At 72.3% G+C, this 17,582-nt stretch carries 16 protein-coding genes, 1 tRNA gene and 1 other RNA gene; 8 read left to right on the forward strand and 10 right to left on the reverse strand.

Going from position 1 to position 17,582, the window contains the following annotated elements; genetic code table 11:
- The first annotated feature begins 111 nt into the window (after nucleotides 1–111).
- The 3 genes from JOD46_RS07150 to menC all read left to right on the forward strand — a co-directional run bounded on the left by JOD46_RS07150 (nucleotide 112) and on the right by menC (nucleotide 5,200).
- Nucleotides 112–2,319 (forward strand): alpha/beta hydrolase-fold protein, encoded by a 2,208-nt coding sequence (locus JOD46_RS07150; RefSeq protein WP_204392867.1) that lies wholly within the window; start codon nucleotides 112–114, stop codon nucleotides 2,317–2,319.
- A 124-nt stretch (nucleotides 2,320–2,443) separates the two neighbouring features.
- Nucleotides 2,444–3,703 (forward strand): FAD-binding protein, encoded by a 1,260-nt coding sequence (locus JOD46_RS07155; RefSeq protein WP_239562629.1) that lies wholly within the window; start codon nucleotides 2,444–2,446, stop codon nucleotides 3,701–3,703.
- Nucleotides 3,704–3,886: 183 nt separating this feature from the next.
- The gene (menC, locus tag JOD46_RS18520; protein WP_307834947.1) at nucleotides 3,887–5,200 is read left to right on the forward strand and encodes an o-succinylbenzoate synthase; all 1,314 of its coding nucleotides are present in this window, start codon (nucleotides 3,887–3,889) and stop codon (nucleotides 5,198–5,200) included.
- A gap of 4 nt (nucleotides 5,201–5,204) precedes the next feature.
- On the opposite strand, the gene JOD46_RS07165 is transcribed toward menC, so the two are convergent.
- The 5 genes from JOD46_RS07165 to trxA form a co-directional block, all read right to left on the reverse strand.
- Nucleotides 5,205–5,819 (reverse strand): DUF2238 domain-containing protein, encoded by a 615-nt coding sequence (locus tag JOD46_RS07165; RefSeq protein WP_204392871.1) that lies wholly within the window; start codon nucleotides 5,817–5,819, stop codon nucleotides 5,205–5,207.
- Between the two features lie 18 nt (nucleotides 5,820–5,837).
- A complete protein-coding gene (locus JOD46_RS07170) occupies nucleotides 5,838–6,503 on the reverse strand; it encodes a DUF2238 domain-containing protein (protein ID WP_204392873.1) in 666 nt (221 codons plus the stop codon).
- The gene (locus JOD46_RS07175) at nucleotides 6,500–7,366 is read right to left on the reverse strand and encodes an endonuclease/exonuclease/phosphatase family protein (protein ID WP_204392875.1); all 867 of its coding nucleotides are present in this window, start codon (nucleotides 7,364–7,366) and stop codon (nucleotides 6,500–6,502) included. The genes JOD46_RS07170 and JOD46_RS07175 overlap by 4 nt, the downstream gene beginning before the upstream one ends.
- Before the next feature lie 79 nt (nucleotides 7,367–7,445).
- A complete protein-coding gene (locus JOD46_RS07180) occupies nucleotides 7,446–7,727 on the reverse strand; it encodes a YgaP family membrane protein (RefSeq protein ID WP_204392877.1) in 282 nt (93 codons plus the stop codon).
- The gene (trxA, locus tag JOD46_RS07185; RefSeq protein WP_204392879.1) at nucleotides 7,724–8,098 is read right to left on the reverse strand and encodes a thioredoxin; all 375 of its coding nucleotides are present in this window, start codon (nucleotides 8,096–8,098) and stop codon (nucleotides 7,724–7,726) included. The genes JOD46_RS07180 and trxA overlap by 4 nt, the downstream gene beginning before the upstream one ends.
- 44 nt (nucleotides 8,099–8,142) lie before the next feature.
- Here trxA and JOD46_RS07190 point away from each other — a divergent pair, with 44 nt between their 5' ends.
- Entirely contained in the window at nucleotides 8,143–8,502 is a 360-nt protein-coding gene (locus JOD46_RS07190) for a rhodanese-like domain-containing protein (protein ID WP_204392881.1), read from the forward strand.
- On the opposite strand, the gene JOD46_RS07195 is transcribed toward JOD46_RS07190, so the two are convergent.
- Nucleotides 8,495–9,349 carry an aminoglycoside phosphotransferase family protein gene (locus tag JOD46_RS07195; protein ID WP_204392883.1) on the reverse strand — a complete coding sequence of 285 codons (855 nt, stop codon included), beginning with the start codon at nucleotides 9,347–9,349 and terminating at the stop codon, nucleotides 8,495–8,497. The two genes, JOD46_RS07190 and JOD46_RS07195, sit on opposite strands and share 8 nt — an antisense overlap.
- Before the next feature lie 61 nt (nucleotides 9,350–9,410).
- Here JOD46_RS07195 and JOD46_RS07200 point away from each other — a divergent pair, with 61 nt between their 5' ends.
- Together JOD46_RS07200 and JOD46_RS07205 are read left to right on the forward strand one after the other, a co-directional pair.
- On the forward strand, nucleotides 9,411–11,288 hold the full coding sequence (locus JOD46_RS07200; protein WP_204392885.1) for a helicase HerA-like domain-containing protein: 1,878 nt from the start codon (nucleotides 9,411–9,413) through the stop codon (nucleotides 11,286–11,288).
- The gene (locus JOD46_RS07205; protein ID WP_204392887.1) at nucleotides 11,285–11,917 is read left to right on the forward strand and encodes a GNAT family N-acetyltransferase; all 633 of its coding nucleotides are present in this window, start codon (nucleotides 11,285–11,287) and stop codon (nucleotides 11,915–11,917) included. Before JOD46_RS07200 ends, JOD46_RS07205 begins: the two co-directional genes overlap by 4 nt.
- 27 nt (nucleotides 11,918–11,944) lie before the next feature.
- Here JOD46_RS07205 and JOD46_RS07210 read toward each other — a convergent pair whose 3' ends face one another.
- From JOD46_RS07210 to JOD46_RS07225, 4 genes are all read right to left on the reverse strand, one after another.
- The gene (locus tag JOD46_RS07210) at nucleotides 11,945–12,475 is read right to left on the reverse strand and encodes a hypothetical protein (RefSeq protein WP_204392889.1); all 531 of its coding nucleotides are present in this window, start codon (nucleotides 12,473–12,475) and stop codon (nucleotides 11,945–11,947) included.
- Nucleotides 12,476–12,835: 360 nt separating this feature from the next.
- Nucleotides 12,836–12,923, reverse strand: a tRNA-Ser gene (locus tag JOD46_RS07215).
- Nucleotides 12,921–13,017, reverse strand: an RNA gene (gene ffs, locus JOD46_RS07220) — signal recognition particle sRNA small type. The genes JOD46_RS07215 and ffs overlap by 3 nt, the downstream gene beginning before the upstream one ends.
- A 48-nt stretch (nucleotides 13,018–13,065) precedes the next feature.
- Complete coding sequence (locus JOD46_RS07225) at nucleotides 13,066–13,971, reverse strand: ion transporter (protein ID WP_204392891.1); 906 nt, start codon at nucleotides 13,969–13,971, stop codon at nucleotides 13,066–13,068.
- Nucleotides 13,972–14,106: 135 nt separating this feature from the next.
- On the opposite strand from JOD46_RS07225, the gene pta reads away from it, so the two are divergent.
- On the forward strand, nucleotides 14,107–16,335 hold the full coding sequence (gene pta, locus JOD46_RS07230) for a phosphate acetyltransferase (RefSeq protein ID WP_204392893.1): 2,229 nt from the start codon (nucleotides 14,107–14,109) through the stop codon (nucleotides 16,333–16,335).
- Nucleotides 16,332–17,552: an acetate/propionate family kinase gene (locus JOD46_RS07235; protein WP_204392895.1), complete on the forward strand. Its 1,221-nt coding sequence runs from the start codon at nucleotides 16,332–16,334 to the stop codon at nucleotides 17,550–17,552. Before pta ends, JOD46_RS07235 begins: the two co-directional genes overlap by 4 nt.
- Nucleotides 17,553–17,582 lie beyond the last annotated feature (30 nt).

Here is a 17,582-nt window from a genome sequence, read left to right on the forward strand (position 1 = left end):
TCGCCCTCGAACGTCCTCTTCCGACCGCCGAGGCCAGCGGCGCGCTGGCTCGTCCGTGAAGTTCCACCCCGCGCCCTGCACTGCGGGGCGAAGCGAGAGGAAGAGAGATCGATGGAGATCATCGGAACCGAGCGCTCAACACAGCGCTCACCCCGGAGACGCCGATGGGCGTCGGTGCTCGCGGCCGCGGCGGTCGCCGCGAGCGCACTCGTCGCGACGCAACCGGCGACGGCCGACGCCCCCTGGCTGACGCAACTCGACGGCGGCTACATCCGCTTCACCATCCCCGTCGCGTCCGTCGAGGCCGCGGTCGGCCCCGTGTCGCAGGTGGTGGTGGAGGGCAACTTCGCGCCGTCCGCGAACTGGGGCCAGATCGGACTCTCGCGGAGCGGCGCGAACTGGTCGGCGACGTTCGGCCCGCTCGATCCGGGCTCGTACTACTACCAGGTCACGGGCGATGACTCGAAGGTGATGAAGGACCCGACGAACCCCACGAGTGTCGCGTCCGAGCCAGAGTGGAGCACGTTCTTCGTGGCGGGCGACTCCGCCGCGCTGCTCGCCGATGCCCCGCAGGAGGCGGGGAACGTGACGACCCTGACCTACCACAGCGACGTCGCCGACGAGGATCGATCCGCCCTCGTCTGGACCCCGCCCGGGTACAACCGGAACGGCAAGCCGTACCCGGTGCTGTATCTCCAGCATGGCGGCGGGCAGGGCTATCGAGACTGGACCGAGGTCGGCCGCGCCGAGCAGATCCTCGACAACCTGAGCCTCTCGGGCGAGCTGGCCGACATGGTCGTCGTCATGGGCGACGGGAACGTCCCCGACTTCACCACCGAGCTGCTGGACAACCTGATCCCCGCCGTCCGCGACGCCTACTACGTCTCGAACGCGAAGAAGGACCGGGCGCTGGCCGGCCTGTCGATGGGAGGCGTCCAGGCGTTCCGAGTGCTGCGGGACCACCCCGGCGAGTTCGCCTACGTCGGCGTCTTCGGCGCCGGCCCGAGCCGCTTCGGCGACATCGCGGATGTGCCGGTCGAGGAGATCAACGACCTCACGACCCTGTTCCGCCTCTACGTGGGGAACAAGACGGACATCGCGTACAACGACGCCTTCGACTCCATGGAGCAGTTCGACGCCCTCGGCCTCGAGTACCAGTTCGATGGCGTCAACCCCGATAACGGGCACAACTGGAACGCGTGGCAGGAGAACCTCATCGACTTCGCGCCACGGCTGTTCCACGGCAGGAAGCAGACCGGCGACCCGGGGTTCAGCGACGGCCACACGGCCCTCGTCGAGCGATTCGAGCCGCCCGCCGCGGGCAGCACGCCGACGCCGTGGATCACCGACGACGGGTTCGTGACATTCGAGACCACGACGGACTTCGCCGATGCGGAGTACGTGTCGGTCTGGTCCAATTGGGGCCCCGGGGGCAGCTGGGTCCGGGTCGAGGCGAGCAAGGTCGGGGACCGCTGGCGCGCGACCGTGGGTCCGCTGGATCCCTGGTCGTACTACTACCGGCTCATCGTCGACCGCGTGTCGGTGAAGGACGCGTCCAACCCGACGAAGGTGACCTCGGAGCCGACCTGGAGCACGTTCTTCATCCCCGGCGAGGAGTCCCGCCTGCTTGCCGACGTGCCTGCAGGCGATGGCGGCGACCTCGACGTCGTCACCTACCAGAGCACGGTCGCCGGCCAGCAGCGCAGCGCCTACGTGTGGACGCCCCCCGGCTACGATCCGGACCGCGCCGAGCCGTATCCGCTGTTCGTGCTCAACCACGGCGGCGGGCAGAGCTGGACCGACTGGGTCGAGGTGGGCCGGGCCAGGCAGATCCTCGACAACCTCGCGCTCGACGGTGCGACCGAGCCGATGGTCGTCGTGATGCCGAACGGGAACGTGTCGAACTTCAACGCGGAGATCCTCGACAACGTGCTGCCGGCCGTGGAGGCCGGCTACCACATCAGCTCCGACCCCGCGCGCCGCGCGATGGCGGGGCTCTCGGCCGGCGGGGCCAGGACCGCCGGCATGGTCAAGGCGTACCCCGGCGCGTTCTCGCAGATCGGACTGTTCTCGGCGGGCTTCGGTTCGACCTCGGGCATCGACGTGGCCGCGATCAACGCGGGCACCGACCTGCTCCGGATGTACGTCGGCGACATCACCGACTTCGTCTATCCGAGTGCCATGTCGTCGATGGCGCAGATGGAGGCGGCCGGCATCGAGTTCGAGTTCGACGGCATCACCATCGGCCCACACGGTTGGGACCCGTGGCAGAAGAACCTGATCGACTTCGCCCCGCGCCTGTTCCACGACGCGTCGTGACGTCGACCCGTGCCCCGGCGGTCATCGGTCGTCGGGGCACGGGCGTGCCGGTGGTACGTCCGCCGGCGCGGCATCGGGAACGTACAGCGACGCGCCGAATGGAAGAGTGAGGACCATGGAACGCATGGAACGCAACTGGGCGGGCAACCTCGAGTACCGCGCCGCGCGCATCGTGCACCCCCGCTCGGTCGACGAGCTGCGCGAGGCGCTCAGCGGTGACGGGCCCGTGCGCCTGCTCGGCACGCGGCACACGTTCAACGACCTCGCCGACACCGAGGGCACCCTCATCGCGACCGACGCGCTGCCGCTGGAGGTCGAGGCGGATGCCGCGGCCGGTGCCGTGCGCGTGAGTGGCGGCATCCGCTACGGCGACCTGGCCCCGCGGCTGCAGGAGCAGGGCCTCGCGCTCGCGAACCTCGCGTCGCTGCCGCACATCTCGGTCGCCGGCGCAGTCGCGACCGGCACGCACGGCTCCGGCGACCGCATCGGCTCGCTCGCGAGCGCCGTGCGCGCGGTCGAGCTCGTCACGCCCGCCGGCGACGCGATGCGGTTCGCGCGCGGCGACGCGGACTTCGCGGGCGCGGTCGTGCACCTCGGCGCGGTCGGCGCCGTGACCGCGCTCGAGCTCGACGTCGAGCCGACCTACGACGTCGCCCAGTCCGTGCACGAGTCGCCGTCGTGGGACGCGATCCTCGCGGACCTCGACGCCACGACCTCGCTCGGCACGAGCGTCAGCGTCTTCACGACGTGGCAGCGCACCGATGTCGCCGACCAGCTCTGGATCAAGCAGCGGCTGCCCTTCGACGCCGATGCCGCGGCTCGGCGCGATACGGTCGTCGCCGGCCTCGGCGCACGGCCGGCGGACCTGCCGCGCCACCCGATCCTGGGCATGCCCGCCGACGCGTGCACCGTGCAGCTCGGCGAGCCCGGACCCTGGTTCGAGCGGCTCCCGCACTTCCGGCTCGAGTTCACCCCCTCGGCCGGCGAGGAGCTGCAGTCCGAGTACCTCGTGCCGCGCGTCGCCGCCGTCGCCGCGATCGAGGCCCTGCGGGGGCTCGCCGACCGGATCGCGCCGCTGCTGCTGGTCACCGAGGTGCGGACCGTCCGCCGGGACGACCTGTGGCTGAGCCCCGCGTACGACGTCGACGTGGTCGCCCTGCACTTCACCTGGCGCCGGAACGAGCCGGCCGTGCGGGCGTTCCTGCCGACGCTCGAGGCCGCGCTGCCGGCATCCGCCCGCCCGCACTGGGGCAAGATCGCGACGCTGTCCGGCGACGAGGTGCGCCGCCGTTTCCCGCGCTTCGACGACTTCGCCGCGCTGCGCACCCGCCTCGACCCGGGCGGCCGCCTCCGCAACGCGTACCTGGAGCGACTCGGTCTCTGAGCGAGGCGCGGGGCCGCCGCCCCCGCGTCCACGCCACCTGCGCAACGCAGGTGCGGAGCGCGTGTCGCCCGGCGACACGCCGCCCCGGGCGCCGCCACGCCGGTCGCTCACCTGCATCGCGCAGGGAAGCACCTGCCGGGAGGGTGGGAGGCGGCCGACGCTGCGGCACACTGGGATGCATCGGTGAGCCGACCTGGAGGCGCGATGACCGACACCCTGCCCCGCATCGAGGCGATCGAGCTGCACCGGCTCGAGGTGCCGCTCGTGCGGCCCTTCGAGACCTCGTTCGGACGCGAGCTCGCGCGCGAGGTGCTGCTCGTGCGCGTGCGCACCGACCGCGGCGACGGCTGGGGCGAGTGCGTGGCGGGGCGCGACCCGTTCTACTCGTCCGAGTACGTCGACCAGGCCGCCGCCGTGATCGAGCGGTACCTCGCGCCCGCGCTGCTGCAGGCCCCGGCGCACCACCCCGCCGACGACGGGCACGTCTCGGGTGTGCTCATCGACGATCCCGCGCACTCCGCAGGGATCTGGGTCGACGACCGCGAGCAGCACGCCGAGGGTGCCGGCGAGCGGGGCACGTCGGCCGGTGCGGCGGCGTCGATCGCGGGCGTGCCGCTCGCGGCATCCGTCGCCCCGACCCTCGCGTTCGTCGCCGGGCACCGGATGGCGAAGGGCGCGCTCGAGGCGGCGGTGCTCGACGCCGAGCTGCGGACGCAGGGGCGCTCGATGGGCGCGTGCTCCGGCGCCGTGCGCGACTGGGTCGACTGCGGCGTCTCGGTCGGCATCGCGCCGACGCTCGAGGAGCTGCTCGACGAGGTCACGGGGTACGTCGAGGAGGGGTATCGCCGCATCAAGCTCAAGATCAAGCCCGGCTGGGACCTCGTGCCGGTCGGCGCCGTGCGCGAGCTGCTCGGCCGCGACGCCATGCTCCAGGTCGACGCGAACACCGCGTACACGGCCGACGACATCCCGCTGCTGGCCGGGCTCGACGCGTTCGACCTGCTGCTGATCGAGCAGCCGTTCGCCGAGGAGGACCTCGCGACCCACGTGCGCCTCGCCGAGGCGTCGTCGACGCCCGTGTGCCTGGACGAGTCGATCCTCGACGTCACGACCGCGGTCGACGCGATCGAGCGCGGCGCGACGAGCATCGTCAACATCAAGCCCGGTCGCATGGGCGGCTACCTCGAGGCGCTGCGGGTGCACGACGCGTGCCGCGCGCGCGAGGTGCCGGTGTGGTGCGGCGGCATGCTCGAGACCGGCGTCGGCCGTGCGGCGAACGTCGCGCTGGCCGCCCTGCCGGGATTCGTGCTGCCCGGCGACACGTCGGCGTCGGCGCGCTACTTCGCCGAGGACCTCACCGAGCCGTTCGTGCTCGGCGACGGCGAGCATCGCGGGCAGCTGCGGGTCCCGGATGGTGCGGGCACCGGCGTGTCGGTGCGGGAGGAGCTCGTGCGCGACTGGGCGAGCAGCCCGGTCGTGACGGTCAGGGCGGAGTGAGCGATCAGCTGGTGCGGATGGTCGTCGGCGGCGCTGCGTTCGTCGGCTGGGCGGCGAGCACCGGCATCAGCAGGCCCGCGACGAACGATCCCGCCGTGCCGAACACCATGTCGGCGATCGTGTCCTGGTAGCCGAGCACCGTCGCCGGGTCGAGGAACGTCGTGGTGAACCACTCGAACATCTCCCACGCGGCGGCGAGCGCGGCGCCGATCGTCGTCGTGAGGACCACGGCCGACGTGCGCGGCCGTCGCAGCGCCGACGCCTCCGCGATGAGACCGAGGCGCAGCAGGAGGACGTAGCAGCTCGCCGCGGCGAGTCCGGTCATCAGGAAGTGCATCGGCAGGTCGAGCCAGCGCACGGCGCCGTAGAGGTCCGTCACGCTGCTCCACGTCGCAGCGAGGGCGATGACGCCGTACGCGATGTCGAATCCGGGGCGCACCGCGAGCGCACGAGGGAGCAGCATGGCCACGCTCACGACCGCGAAGCTCGACACGCCCTTCGCGCCCCAGCCCACGCCCGCGAGCACGATGGACACGACCGCCAGCAGCCGCAGCCCGTCGGCGGCCAGTTCGGCCGCGCCGTGGGGCCGGCGTCGGAGGTTCGCCCAGAGTTCGCGCATGTGCTCGTCCGCTCGCGATCAGGCGGGGCGCACCGGCGGACGGTCGGGGGTCGCGGCGGCGCGTCCGGCGGCGGTCGCGGCATCCGCCTGCCCGCCGGCCCGCCGGGGATGCGCCGTGAGGACGCGCATGAGGAGTCCGGCGAGGAGGGCGCCGAGGACCCCCTGCGCCATGTCGCCGATCGTGTCGCGGTAGCCGACGTAGGTGGTGTGGTCGACGTAGTTCTTCGCGAACCATTCCCAGAGCTCCCAGAGGGCGGCGAAGGACGTGCCGAGCGCGGTAGTGACGATCGTGGCCGAGAGCAGCGGATGGCGCAGCGTCTCGTGGTCGGCGACGACTCCGAACCGCACGAGGAGCACGTAGCAGAGCGCCGCGACCAGGCCCGTCAGGAGGAAGTGCATGGGCAGGTCCCACCACTTCACGGTGATGTAGAGGTCGGTCACGCTGCTCCACACCGAGACCAGCGCGACGATGCCGAAGGCGATGTCGAAGGCCGGCCGCACGCCGAGCGCGCGCGGCAGCAGCATCCCCACGGTCACGAACGCGAGGCTGAGCGCGCCCTGCACCCCCCAGCCGATGCCGGCGACGACGATGGAGGCCACGGCGAGGAGGCGGACGCCGTCCGCGATCCACTCGGCCGGTCCGTGCGGGCGGCGGCGCAGGTTCTCGAGCAGTTCGCGCATCATGTGCTCCCTTCGCGTGGTCCGGGCCCGGTGCGGTGCCGGAGCACGGCCTGGACGGGCTCGTGGTCGGACGGCGACCGCCCTCCGAACCGCGCGGCGTTGATGCCCGTGCGCAGCACGTCGACCCCGTCGTCGACGAGGATGTGGTCGATGCGCCGGCCGCCGACCCTGCGCCGACGGTAGCCCGAGTAGGTGCCCCATTGGGGGCTGACGCGTTCGGCGGCGGCATCCCACGCGTCGCGGAGGTCGTCGCCGGCGAGCAGGTTGCGGTGCACGGCCGATCGCTCGTCGGCGTTGAAGTCGCCGGTGACCACGACCGCCGCGGCCGGGTCGGCGGCCCGGGCGGCCTGCGCGAGGCGGAGGATCATGCGCGCGGAGTGCAGCCGCGACCGCCACGAGATGTGGTCGAGGTGGGTGTTGAAGGCCATGAGGCGCGCACCCGTGGCGAGGTCGGTGAACTCCGCGGTGACGAGGATGCGCCGGGTGACGTTGCCCCACGAGCGCGACCCGTGCAGGTCGGGCGTGGCCGAGAGCGCCAGCTGCCGCCACGCGGTCAGCTCGAGACGCGTCGCGTCGTAGTAGATGGGGCAGCGCTCGCCGCGCCCCGACGGGTCGCGGCCGGTCCCGATCCAGCGATACCGGTCGCCGAGGGCGTCGGCGACGATCTCGACCTGGTCGGCGAGCGCCTCCTGCACGCCCAGCAGGGTGGGCTGCTCGGCGGCGAGCAGGCGCCGGACGAGCGGCCGCCGCAGCGCCCAGTCGTCGGGGCTGCCCGGGCGGTAGCGCGGGATCCGGCGCCGGATGTTGAACGTCATCACGTGCAGGTCCGGCGCCGCGACCGGACCGATGAGCGCGCCATCCGTCATGCCGTCAGCGTACGCTCGGCCGCTCGGCCGGCGCGGGACTCTCGGCCCGGCCTGAGGCGGCGTCGAGGCGATTCCCGGGTCAGCGGTCGACCGTGAGCGGCTGTCGTGCCTCGGGGTAGCCGAGGGCGTTGACGTCGGTCTCGGAGGAGGTGCGGGCGAACAGGTCGGTCGGGCACCATCCGGTGATCGCGCCGATCGCGAGGAGGGTCGCGCACACTCCCGCCGGGATCGCACACCACGGGGTGTCGAGGGCGTTGAGCGCGAACGCGGCGAGGAACACGGCGATGACGGCTCGGATGCCGCGCTCGCCGCGGCTCACGGCGCAGGAGCGCGCGCCGAGCGGCCGGGCGAGCCGGCTCACGCCTGCTGCGCGGCCTGCTGCTCGGCGAGCTGCCGGCGGACGTCGTCCATGTCGAGCGCCTTCGCGCCCTGCACGACCTGCTCGAGCTGCGCGCCGTTGAGCGCACCGGGCTGGGCGAAGACGATGATGCCCTGGCGGAACACGACGAGCGTCGGGATCGACGTGATGCGGAACCCGGCCGCGAGCGCCTGCTCGGCCTCGGTGTCGACCTTGCCGAAGACGACGTCGGCGTGCTCCTCCGAGGCGCGCTCGAAGATGGGGCCGAACATGCGGCACGGACCGCACCATTCGGCCCAGAAGTCGAGGAGGACGATGTCGTTCTCCGTGATGGTGGACTCGATGGTGTCGTGGGTGATGTTCACGGTGGCCATGCGTCGATTCTAGCACGCAATACCCCTGGGGTATTATCGTCGGCATGCAGAAGCTCCGTCTCTCCCTCTCCGCGGTCATCGCCGCCGCGGCCCTCGCCCTGACCGGCTGCACCGCGGCCGACCCGATCGAGGTCACGGCCGACACCGTCGTGGTCGACGTGCGCACGCCCGCCGAGTACGCCGAGGGCCACCTCGACGGCGCCGTCAATCTCGACCTCACGTCGGGCGAACTCGCCGCCGAGATCCCCGCACTCGAGCCCGACGCCGACTACGTCGTGTACTGCAAGTCGGGCAACCGCTCGGCGCAGGCGACCGCGCTGATGGAGGAGGCGGGCCTCGACGTCACCGACGCCGGGTCGATCCAGCAGGCGGCGGATGCCACGGGGCTGCCGATCGTCAACTGACGGCGTCGAGCCCCGCGGCGATCTCGCCGATCCGAGCCACCGCATCGGCGCGTTCGGGATCGTCGTCGAGCGCGAACCACGTCGACGAGAGCGCGCACCACGCGACGAGCCAGTCCCGCACGCGGCGCTCCTCGAAGCCGGTCTCGGCGACGACGATCCCGAACTGGCGCGCCAGCCGCCCGGGCGCGAGCGCGCGGTCGTGCGGGTTGCACAGCACGTTGCACACGTCGAACTCGGCATCGCCGACGAGGCCCTTCGGGTCGATCGCGAGCCATCCGCGCTCGCCGAAGTCGAGCACGTTCGCGTGGTGCAGGTCGCCGTGCAGCACGACCGGCTCGCGTTCCTCGTCGAGCAGCCGGCGGGCCAGGGCGGCGCCCGCGCGATGCACCGGACCGAGTTCGTCGGCATGCGCGAAGAGCCTGCGGAACCAGGTCTCGAGGTCCAGCAGGTGCGGCGGCTCCCGAAGCGCCGTGACTCGCCCGGTCTGCGCGTGCACGCGCGCCGCGACCGAGCAGAGGATCCGGGTGGCCTCGTCGTCCCGGCCCGCACGCACCATCCCGACCAGGTCGCCTGAGCCGCCGGCCCACTCGAGCAGCATCGCCGAGTGATCGCGCCGGAGCACCCTGGCGACGCCCTCGCCGTCGAGCGCGACGAGCAGTCCGGCGCCCCTCGCCTCCTCGTCGACGTGCGCGATCTTGAGCATGGCCGGCGTGCCGTCCTCGGTGCGCACCGCCAGCAGGGTGCTGGACGCGGTGGTCATCGCATCACCCTCCGGATGCAGGCGCCACCGGCGGAGCCAGGCGAGGTCGGCCGCACGGCCGGGGTCCACGGGTCCGAGATCGCTCATCGCGTTCCAGTATTCCGTCCGCCTCCGGTGATGCCTCGCAGGCCGCGGCTAGGATCGGCCCATGTCGGACGACGCGGTGAAGCGGGCACAGGAGGCGGCCGCGGCCGCGGCGGCAGCGGCCGAGGCGCTGCAGCAGCAGGCGCGGGAGGCGATCCGGAAGGCCGAGGAGGCTGCGGCGCTCGCGAAGGCGGCGGCCGAGGCCGCGGCCGAGACGCCCGAGACGCCCGAACGGCCCGTGCCCGCCGAGGAGCGCCCGCCGGCCGCGGACCCGTCCGGAACGCCACCCGCGCACTCCGACTCCGAGCCGGGCCCGCTCGCCGCCGACCAGGTCGAGGCGATCCGGGCCGGCTACGCGTTCGAGGGCGCCGCGCTCGAGATGGGCGCGCTCGTCAACGGCGAGGCCATGCCCGACGTGCCCGTGCGGATCCCGCTCGCCATGACGAACCGGCACGGCCTGGTCGCGGGCGCCACCGGCACCGGGAAGACGCGCACGCTCCAGGTGCTGGCCGAGCAGCTCGCCGCCAACGGCGTCGCGGTGTTCGCGGCCGACATCAAGGGCGACCTCTCCGGGGTGGCCACGCCGGGCGAGGGCAACGAGAAGCTGCTCGAGCGCACCGCGGGCATCGGCCAGGAATGGGTTCCCGCGAGCTTCCCGACCGAGTTCTTCTCCTTGGGCGGGGTCGGCCGTGGCGTCCCGATCCGCGCGACGATCTCGGGCTTCGGCCCGCTGCTGCTGAGCAAGGTGCTGGGCCTCAACGAGACGCAGGAGTCGAGCCTCGGGCTCGTCTTCCACTACGCCAACCGGAACGGACTCGCGCTCCTCGACCTCGACGACCTGCGCGCCGTGCTCGCGTACCTCGTGAGCGACGAGGGCAAGGCCGAGCTCGAGGGCCTGGGCGGACTGTCCAAGGCCACCGTCGGCGTCATCCTGCGCGAGCTCATCACCTTCGCCGACCAGGGCGCCGACGTGTTCTTCGGCGAGCCCGAGATCGACACGGCCGAGTTCCTGCGGACGGCCGCCGACGGTCGTGGCGTCATCAGCCTGCTCGAGGTCCCGGGCGTCGCCGACAAGCCCGCACTGTACTCGACGTTCCTCATGTGGCTGCTCGCCGACCTGTACGGCGGGCTACCCGAGGTGGGCGACCTCGACAAGCCCAAGCTCGTGTTCTTCTTCGACGAGGCGCACCTGCTGTTCAACGGCGCGTCGAAGGACTTCCTCGCGCAGGTCGTGCAGACCGTCCGGCTCATCCGCTCGAAGGGCGTCGGGGTGTTCTTCGTCACGCAGACCCCGAAGGACGTGCCGGGCGACGTGCTCGCGCAACTCGGCTCGCGCGTGCAGCACCAGCTGCGCGCGTTCACGCCCGACGACGCGAAGGCGCTGCGTGCGACCGTCTCGACCTACCCGAACTCGGGCTACGACCTCGAGGAGACGCTGACCGTGCTCGGCACGGGCGAGGCGATCGTGACCGTGATGAACGAGAAGGGCGCGCCGAGCCCGGTGGCGTGGACGCGATTGCGCGCACCGCAGGCGTCGATGTCGCCGAGCCCGGATGCTGCGATCGACGCCGCGGTCGCGGCATCCCCGCTGACGGCGAAGTACGGCACCGCGATCGATCGCGAGTCGGCGCACGAGCTGCTGACCAAGCGCATGGCCGACGCCGCGGCCGCCGCCGACGCCGCCGAGGCCGCGAAGGCCAAGGCCGAGGCCGACGCGGAGTACGAGAAGATGCAGGCGAAGATCCGCGCCGACCAGGAGAAGGCCGAGAAGAAGGCGCAGGCCGAATACGACCGGATGATGAAGAAGACCTCGCCCACGTCGAGGTCGCGATCGCGCACGCCCGAGCGGTCGTCGCTCGAACAGGTGCTCGGCTCGAAGCAGACCCAGAAGATCATCGGGCAGGTCCTGACCGGCCTGTTCGGCATGGCCAAGCGGCGATGACGGATGCCGCGGGGCCGTCCGCCATCCGCCCGTACCACGCCGGTGACCGCGACGCGATTGCGCGGATCTGCCTGCTGACCGCGGCGGGCGGGGGCGACGCGACCGGCGTCTACTCCGATGACGCGCTCATGCCCGAGGTCTATGCGCTGCCGTACGTCGACTTCGCGCCCGAGCTCGCGTTCGTCGTCGACGACGGCGGGCGCATCGGCGGGTACGTGCTCGGCGTCGCCGACACGGCCGCATTCATCGACTGGTGGACGCGCGAATGGGCCCCGGGCTTCCGCGCGCGCCATCCGTCGCCGGGCCCGCCGACGGCGCACCGGCCGGCGTACACCGAGGCGCAGCTGATCGTCGACGGGGGAGACCCGGCGCGCATGCGCATCCCCGAGCTCGACCGCTACCCGGCGCACCTGCACATCGACCTGCTGCCCGAGTACCAGGGCCGCGGGCTCGGGCGACGACTCATCGACACGCTGCGCGCGGCGCTCGCCGAGCGGGGCGTGCCCGCGGTGCACCTCGGCATGGATCCGGCGAACACGCGCGCACGGGCCTTCTACGAGCGGCTCGGATTCCACGAGCTGCCCTCGAGCCGGGTCGATGCGCCGAGGCTCGGCATCGCGACGCGGTGAACCGGATGGCGCGCCATCCACTCGCTCTCAGCGGCGGCGCAGCCCGTGGCCCTCGAACCAGTACAGCAGCTTCGGGTCGGTCGCCCGCAGCTCCGAGAGGGTGACGGGCTCGGGGCGTACGACCTCGTCGACGCCGAGGATCTCGGCCACGAGGTCCATCGACGCGTCGTCCCAGAACGTGCCCCGCATGCGGAACACGCACCGCCCGTCGTGGTCGACGACGAACAGCTGTTTCACGGTCTCGAGCGTCTCGCCGCGATAGGTCTCGACTCGCAGCACCCCGGCGATGTCGCGCCGCGCCACGCTGTGGATGCGGCCGAAGAACCCCCGCTCGACGATGCCGTGCGGGCTGATCGCGGCCTCCGTGCGCTGGTAGCGCACCCACGCCGCGACGGCGGCGCCGCCGGTCACGATCGTCGCCGCGAGGGCACCCGCCACGGCGGCGGTGCCGAGCGGGCGCAGCACCCAGGCGAGCGTGACGAGCAGCGGAAGCGCGAGCGCCAGCACGGGCAGGCCGATGGTCCTCGCGAGGGTGCGGCGGGGTCTCAGGGTGTGCACCCTGAGACCCCTGCCCCCTGTCGACGCAGAGCCGGTGCGGGAGCCCCCAGTGTCCCCACTCCCGACCTTCACCGCTGCTGCCGCTGACATCGGGTCAATGATCCGCCGCCGCCTCGCCGAGCGCCATTCGGCATTAAGGGGGACTTGCGCTCGCGCGCCCGCTGCGCGTGCGGACGGTGCATTCCGCTTCGCAGTGTCCATATATGCGAATGAGCGCCGCACCCTTCGGGCACGGCGCTCATTCGCATGGCGGAGGATGGGGGACCCCGTCGGTCGGGCTCCGCCCTCCCTCCTCCTCGAATCGCAGTGTCCATATATGCGAATGAGCGCCGCACCCTTCGGGCACGGCGCTCATTCGCATGGCGGAGGATGGGGGATTCGAACCCCCGAGGGCTTTCACCCAACACGCTTTCCAAGCGTGCGCCATAGGCCACTAGGCGAATCCTCCTGGGACCCCTCACGCACCCGCCAGAGCCCGGTTACCCTTGCTGCGTTTCCGCCCTGGGGGAGTTGGCCTGGATGGCGCCACGTGAGGAGCCGTCGGACAGTCTACCCGAGCGAGCGTGCCCCGCGAACCGCGTGGGCCCGGGTCAGGCCGGCCCGCCGGTTGGCCGGCGCCCGGAGTCCGCGTCCGGCGGGCCGAGCAGCGCCCTGATGGTCACGAGGTCGGCCTCGGAGCGGGTCAGCAGAGCGCGGACCTCGGCGAGCACCGCCTCGGGCTCCTCGGCGCGTGCACCCGGGGGAACTGCCTCGACGGCCTCGTCCAGCGCGGGCGCCTGCTCCCGCACGGCCTCGACGGGTGCGCCGGCGGGCTCCTCGACCGCCTCGGCCTCCTCCGGCTCGGCCGCCTTCCTCGGTGCCAGGAACAGGTTCGCGAGATAGCCGGTGAAGGTGCCGAAGATGCCCACGCCGATGACGATGATGACGCCGCCGATCACGCGGCCGAAGTCGGTCACCGGGTACCGGTCGCCGTAGCCCACGGTCGAGATGGTGACCATCGTGTACCAGACCGCGTCGGAGCCCGAGGTGATGTTGGCGTCCGGGGCGTCCTGCTCCACGGCGAGCATGATGAGGCTGCCGAACTCGAGGACGAGGACGCCCATGATCAGGAGCGCATACAGCGCGCTCCCGGCCCGGTCGCGGATGAGGGTGCGCAGGACCGTGCGCGGGCCGAGGTCGGCGAGCAGCCGGTAGACGCGCACGAGCCGGAAGACCCGCAGGATCTTCACCTGCGCGAGCGGCAGGCTCGCCAGCAGGTCGGCCCAGCCGTAGTGACGGAAGAAGTAGGCCCCGCGCTGCGGGGCGGTCGCGAGCCGGTAGACGAAGTCGATCAGGAAGATCACGCTGCAGAGCCCGTTCATGAGCGCGAGCACCGTGTCGAGCGCGTCGTCCTCGACGACGTACATGAGCACGAGGTTCACGATCGAGAGCACCGACAGCGCGCCGATGAAGATCTCGTAGCCGGTGCTCTTCAGCTCGCTCCGCTTCCTCGCCATGGCGGGATTCTCACACCCCGCGGCGCCGGCGCCCCGCCGCCACGACCGACTTCGGCGGATGCGCCATCCGCTCGCCCCGGCGGCCTCGCGAGTGATTCCCAGCCGCGCGGACGGCCCGGCCAATAGGCTGGCGGCGTGGCGCACAGCATCTACATCTGCTCCGCGGAAGGGAACACCGGCAAGTCGACCGTCGCCCTCGGCACCGTCGACACGCTGAGCCGGCGCGCGACCCGCGTCGGGGTGTACCGTCCGATCGCCCGCTCGACCGAGGAGCGCGACTACGTGCTCGAGCTGCTGCTCGCGCACGATGGCGTGATCGACCTCGGCTACGAGGATGCGATCGGGGTGACCTACGAGGAGGTGCACTCCGACCCCGAGGGCGCGCTCGCGACGATCGTGCGCCGCTTCAAGGCCGTCGAGTCGCGGTGCGACGTGGTCGTGGTGATCGGCTCCGACTACACGGATGTCGCGAGCCCGACCGAGCTGGCGTTCAACGCGCGCATCGCTGCGAACCTCGGCGCTCCCGTGCTGCTCGTCGTGGGCGGGCGCGTGCCGCACGGTCGCGGTGCGAGCGAGCGCCTGGGGTACATCGACGCGCGCACGCCCGACGAGATCGCGCAGCTGACCGAACTCGCGGTCGAGGAGCTCGCGCGCGAGCACGCGACCGTGCTGGGCATCGTGGCCAACCGCGCTGATCCCGACCGGCTCGAGCAGGTCGTCGAGGCCGTGCGTGCGTCGGCGGGCGGGGTCGCCGCGATCGCGCCATCCGCTCGGGCCGGCCTCGAGGGCGGTGTTGCCGCCGTCGCGGTCTGGGCGATCCCGGAGGACCCGTACCTCGTGGCGCCGTCGATGCGGAGCATCATGCACGCGGTCGACGGCACGCTCTACGCGGGCGATCCCGAACTGCTCGAGCGCGAGGCGCTCGGCGTCGTGATCGCGGCGATGTCGATGGAGAACGTGCTCGCGCGGCTCATCGAGGGCTCGGTCGTGATCGTCCCGGGCGACCGCAGCGAGGTGCTGCTCGGCGTGCTCACCGCGAATGCGTCGGCGACCTTCCCGTCGATCTCGGGCATCCTGCTGAACGGCGGGTTCGCGGTCTCCGAGACCGTCGAGCGGCTCATCGAGGGCTTGAAGTCGAGCCTGCCGATCATCCGCACCGAGCTCGGCAGCTACGACGCGGCGCTCGCGATCACGTCGACGCGCGGCCGGCTCGCGGCCGAGTCGCAGCGCAAGCGCGACACCGCGCTCTCGCTGTTCGAGAAGCACGTCGACGGGCCCGCGCTGCTCGACCGGCTCGAGGTCGCCTCGACCGACGTCGTCACGCCGCTCATGTTCGAGTACGGCCTGCTGGCGCGGGCGCGCCAGGCCCGCAAGCACATCGTCCTGCCCGAGGGGTACGACGACCGCATCCTGCGCGCGGCGGCGACGCTGCTCGCGCGCGACGTCGCCGACCTCACGATCCTCGGCGAGGAGATCGAGATCCGCTCGCGCGCGATCGGCCTCGGCCTCGACATCTCGAAGGCGACCGTGCTCTCGAACCACGACCACGTGCTCGTGTACCGCTTCGCCGACGAGTACCAGCGCCGTCGCGCGCACAAGGGCGTCACGCTCGAGCAGGCGCGCGACGCGGTGCAGGACGTCTCGTACTTCGGCACGATGATGGTCGAGCTCGGCCTGGCCGACGGCATGGTGTCGGGCGCGATGCACACGACGGCGCACACCATCCGGCCGGCGTTCGAGATCATCAAGACCAAGCCCGGCGTCGAGGTCGTCTCGAGCGTGTTCCTCATGGCGCTCGCCGACCGGGTGCTCGTGTACGGCGACTGCGCGATCGTGCCCGACCCGACCGCCGAGCAGCTGGCCGACATCGCGATCTCGTCGGCCGCGACGGCCGCGCAGTTCGGCATCGAGCCGCGCGTGGCGATGCTGTCGTACTCGACGGGCGAGTCCGGGTCGGGGGCGGATGTCGACAAGGTGCGCCGTGCGACCGAGTTCGTGCGCGAGCGCGCGCCCGAGCTGCCGGTCGAGGGTCCGATCCAGTACGACGCGGCGGCCGACGCGGCGGTCGCGCGCACCAAGATGCCCGAGTCGGATGTCGCGGGGCGCGCCACCGTGTTCGTCTTCCCCGACCTCAACACGGGCAACAACACCTACAAGGCCGTGCAGCGCTCGGCCGGCGCCGTCGCGATCGGGCCGGTGCTCCAGGGCCTTCGCAAGCCGGTCAACGACCTCTCGCGCGGCGCGCTCGTGCAGGACATCGTGAACACGGTCGCGATCACCGCCATCCAGGCCGCGGCCGACGACGGGCTCGCGCATGTGGCCGGACCGCTCGAGCAGCTCGAGGCGCGGACGGCCTCGTCGTGAGCATCGTCCTCGTCGTGAACTCCGGGTCGTCGTCGCTGAAATACCAGCTGGTCGACGTGGCTGCGGGGGCCGCCCTGGCGACCGGGCTCGTGGAGCGCATCGGGCACGACGACGGCCGTGCGACGCACGCTGTGCGCGGTCCGGCCGCCGGTGCCGGAGGCGCGGGCGAGGGCGAGGTCCGCGAGGACCTCGCGGTGCGCGACCACGACGCCGCGTTCGACTGGATGCTGCGCGCGTTCGCCGAGCACGGACCGTCGCTCGAGGATCACGCCCCGGTGGCCGTCGGCCACCGCGTCGTCCAGGGCGGGGCGCGCTTCTTCGAGCCCACGGTGATCACCGAGCTCGTGAAGATCAACATCGACGAGCTGTCGGTGCTCGCCCCGCTGCACAATCCGGCGAACCTCGCGGGCATCGTCTCGGCCGAGCGGGCGTTCCCCGGCGTGCCGCACGTCGCGGTGTTCGACACGGCCTTCCACCAGACCATGCCGCCCGCCGCGTACACGTACGCGATCGACCGGGAGGTCGCCGAGCGGCACCGGGTGCGCCGGTACGGCTTCCACGGCACGTCGCATCGCTACGTCTCGCGTGCCGCGGCCGGGTTCCTCGGGCGCCCGGTCGAGGAGCTGAAGCTCATCGTGCTGCACCTCGGCAACGGCGCGTCGGCGTGCGCCGTCGACGGCGGCCGCTCCGTCGAGACCAGCATGGGGATGACGCCGCTCGAGGGCCTCGTCATGGGCACGCGATCCGGCGACGTCGACCCGGCGGTGCTGCTGCACCTGCAGCGACGGGCCGGATTGGACGTGGACGGGGTCGACGACCTGCTGAACAAGCGCAGCGGCATCCTCGGGCTCGGCGGGCACGGCGACATGCGCGACCTCGTGGGCGCGGCGGAGGCGGGCGACGCCCGGGCCGAACTCGCGCTCGACGTGTACGCGCACCGCATCCGGTCGTACGTGGGCGCCTACGCGGCGCAGCTCGGCCGCGTCGACGCGATCGTCTTCACGGCCGGCGTGGGGGAGAACGCGGCGGAGGTGCGACGGCGTTCGCTGGCGGGGCTCGAGGGGTTCGGCATCGAGCTCGACGACGCGCGCAATGCCGAGCGGCGCGGCGGGGCGCGCCGGATCTCGAGCGACGACTCGCGCACCGACGTGCTGGTGGTGCCGACGAACGAGGAGCTCGAGATCGCACGTCAGACGCTGGAGGTCGTGGCGGGCTGAGGCGCCGTCCGGCCTCGGCCGCTCGTCGCG

It is taken from the genome of Agromyces aurantiacus, assembly GCF_016907355.1.
Classification (GTDB): Bacteria; Actinomycetota; Actinomycetes; order Actinomycetales; family Microbacteriaceae; genus Agromyces; species Agromyces aurantiacus.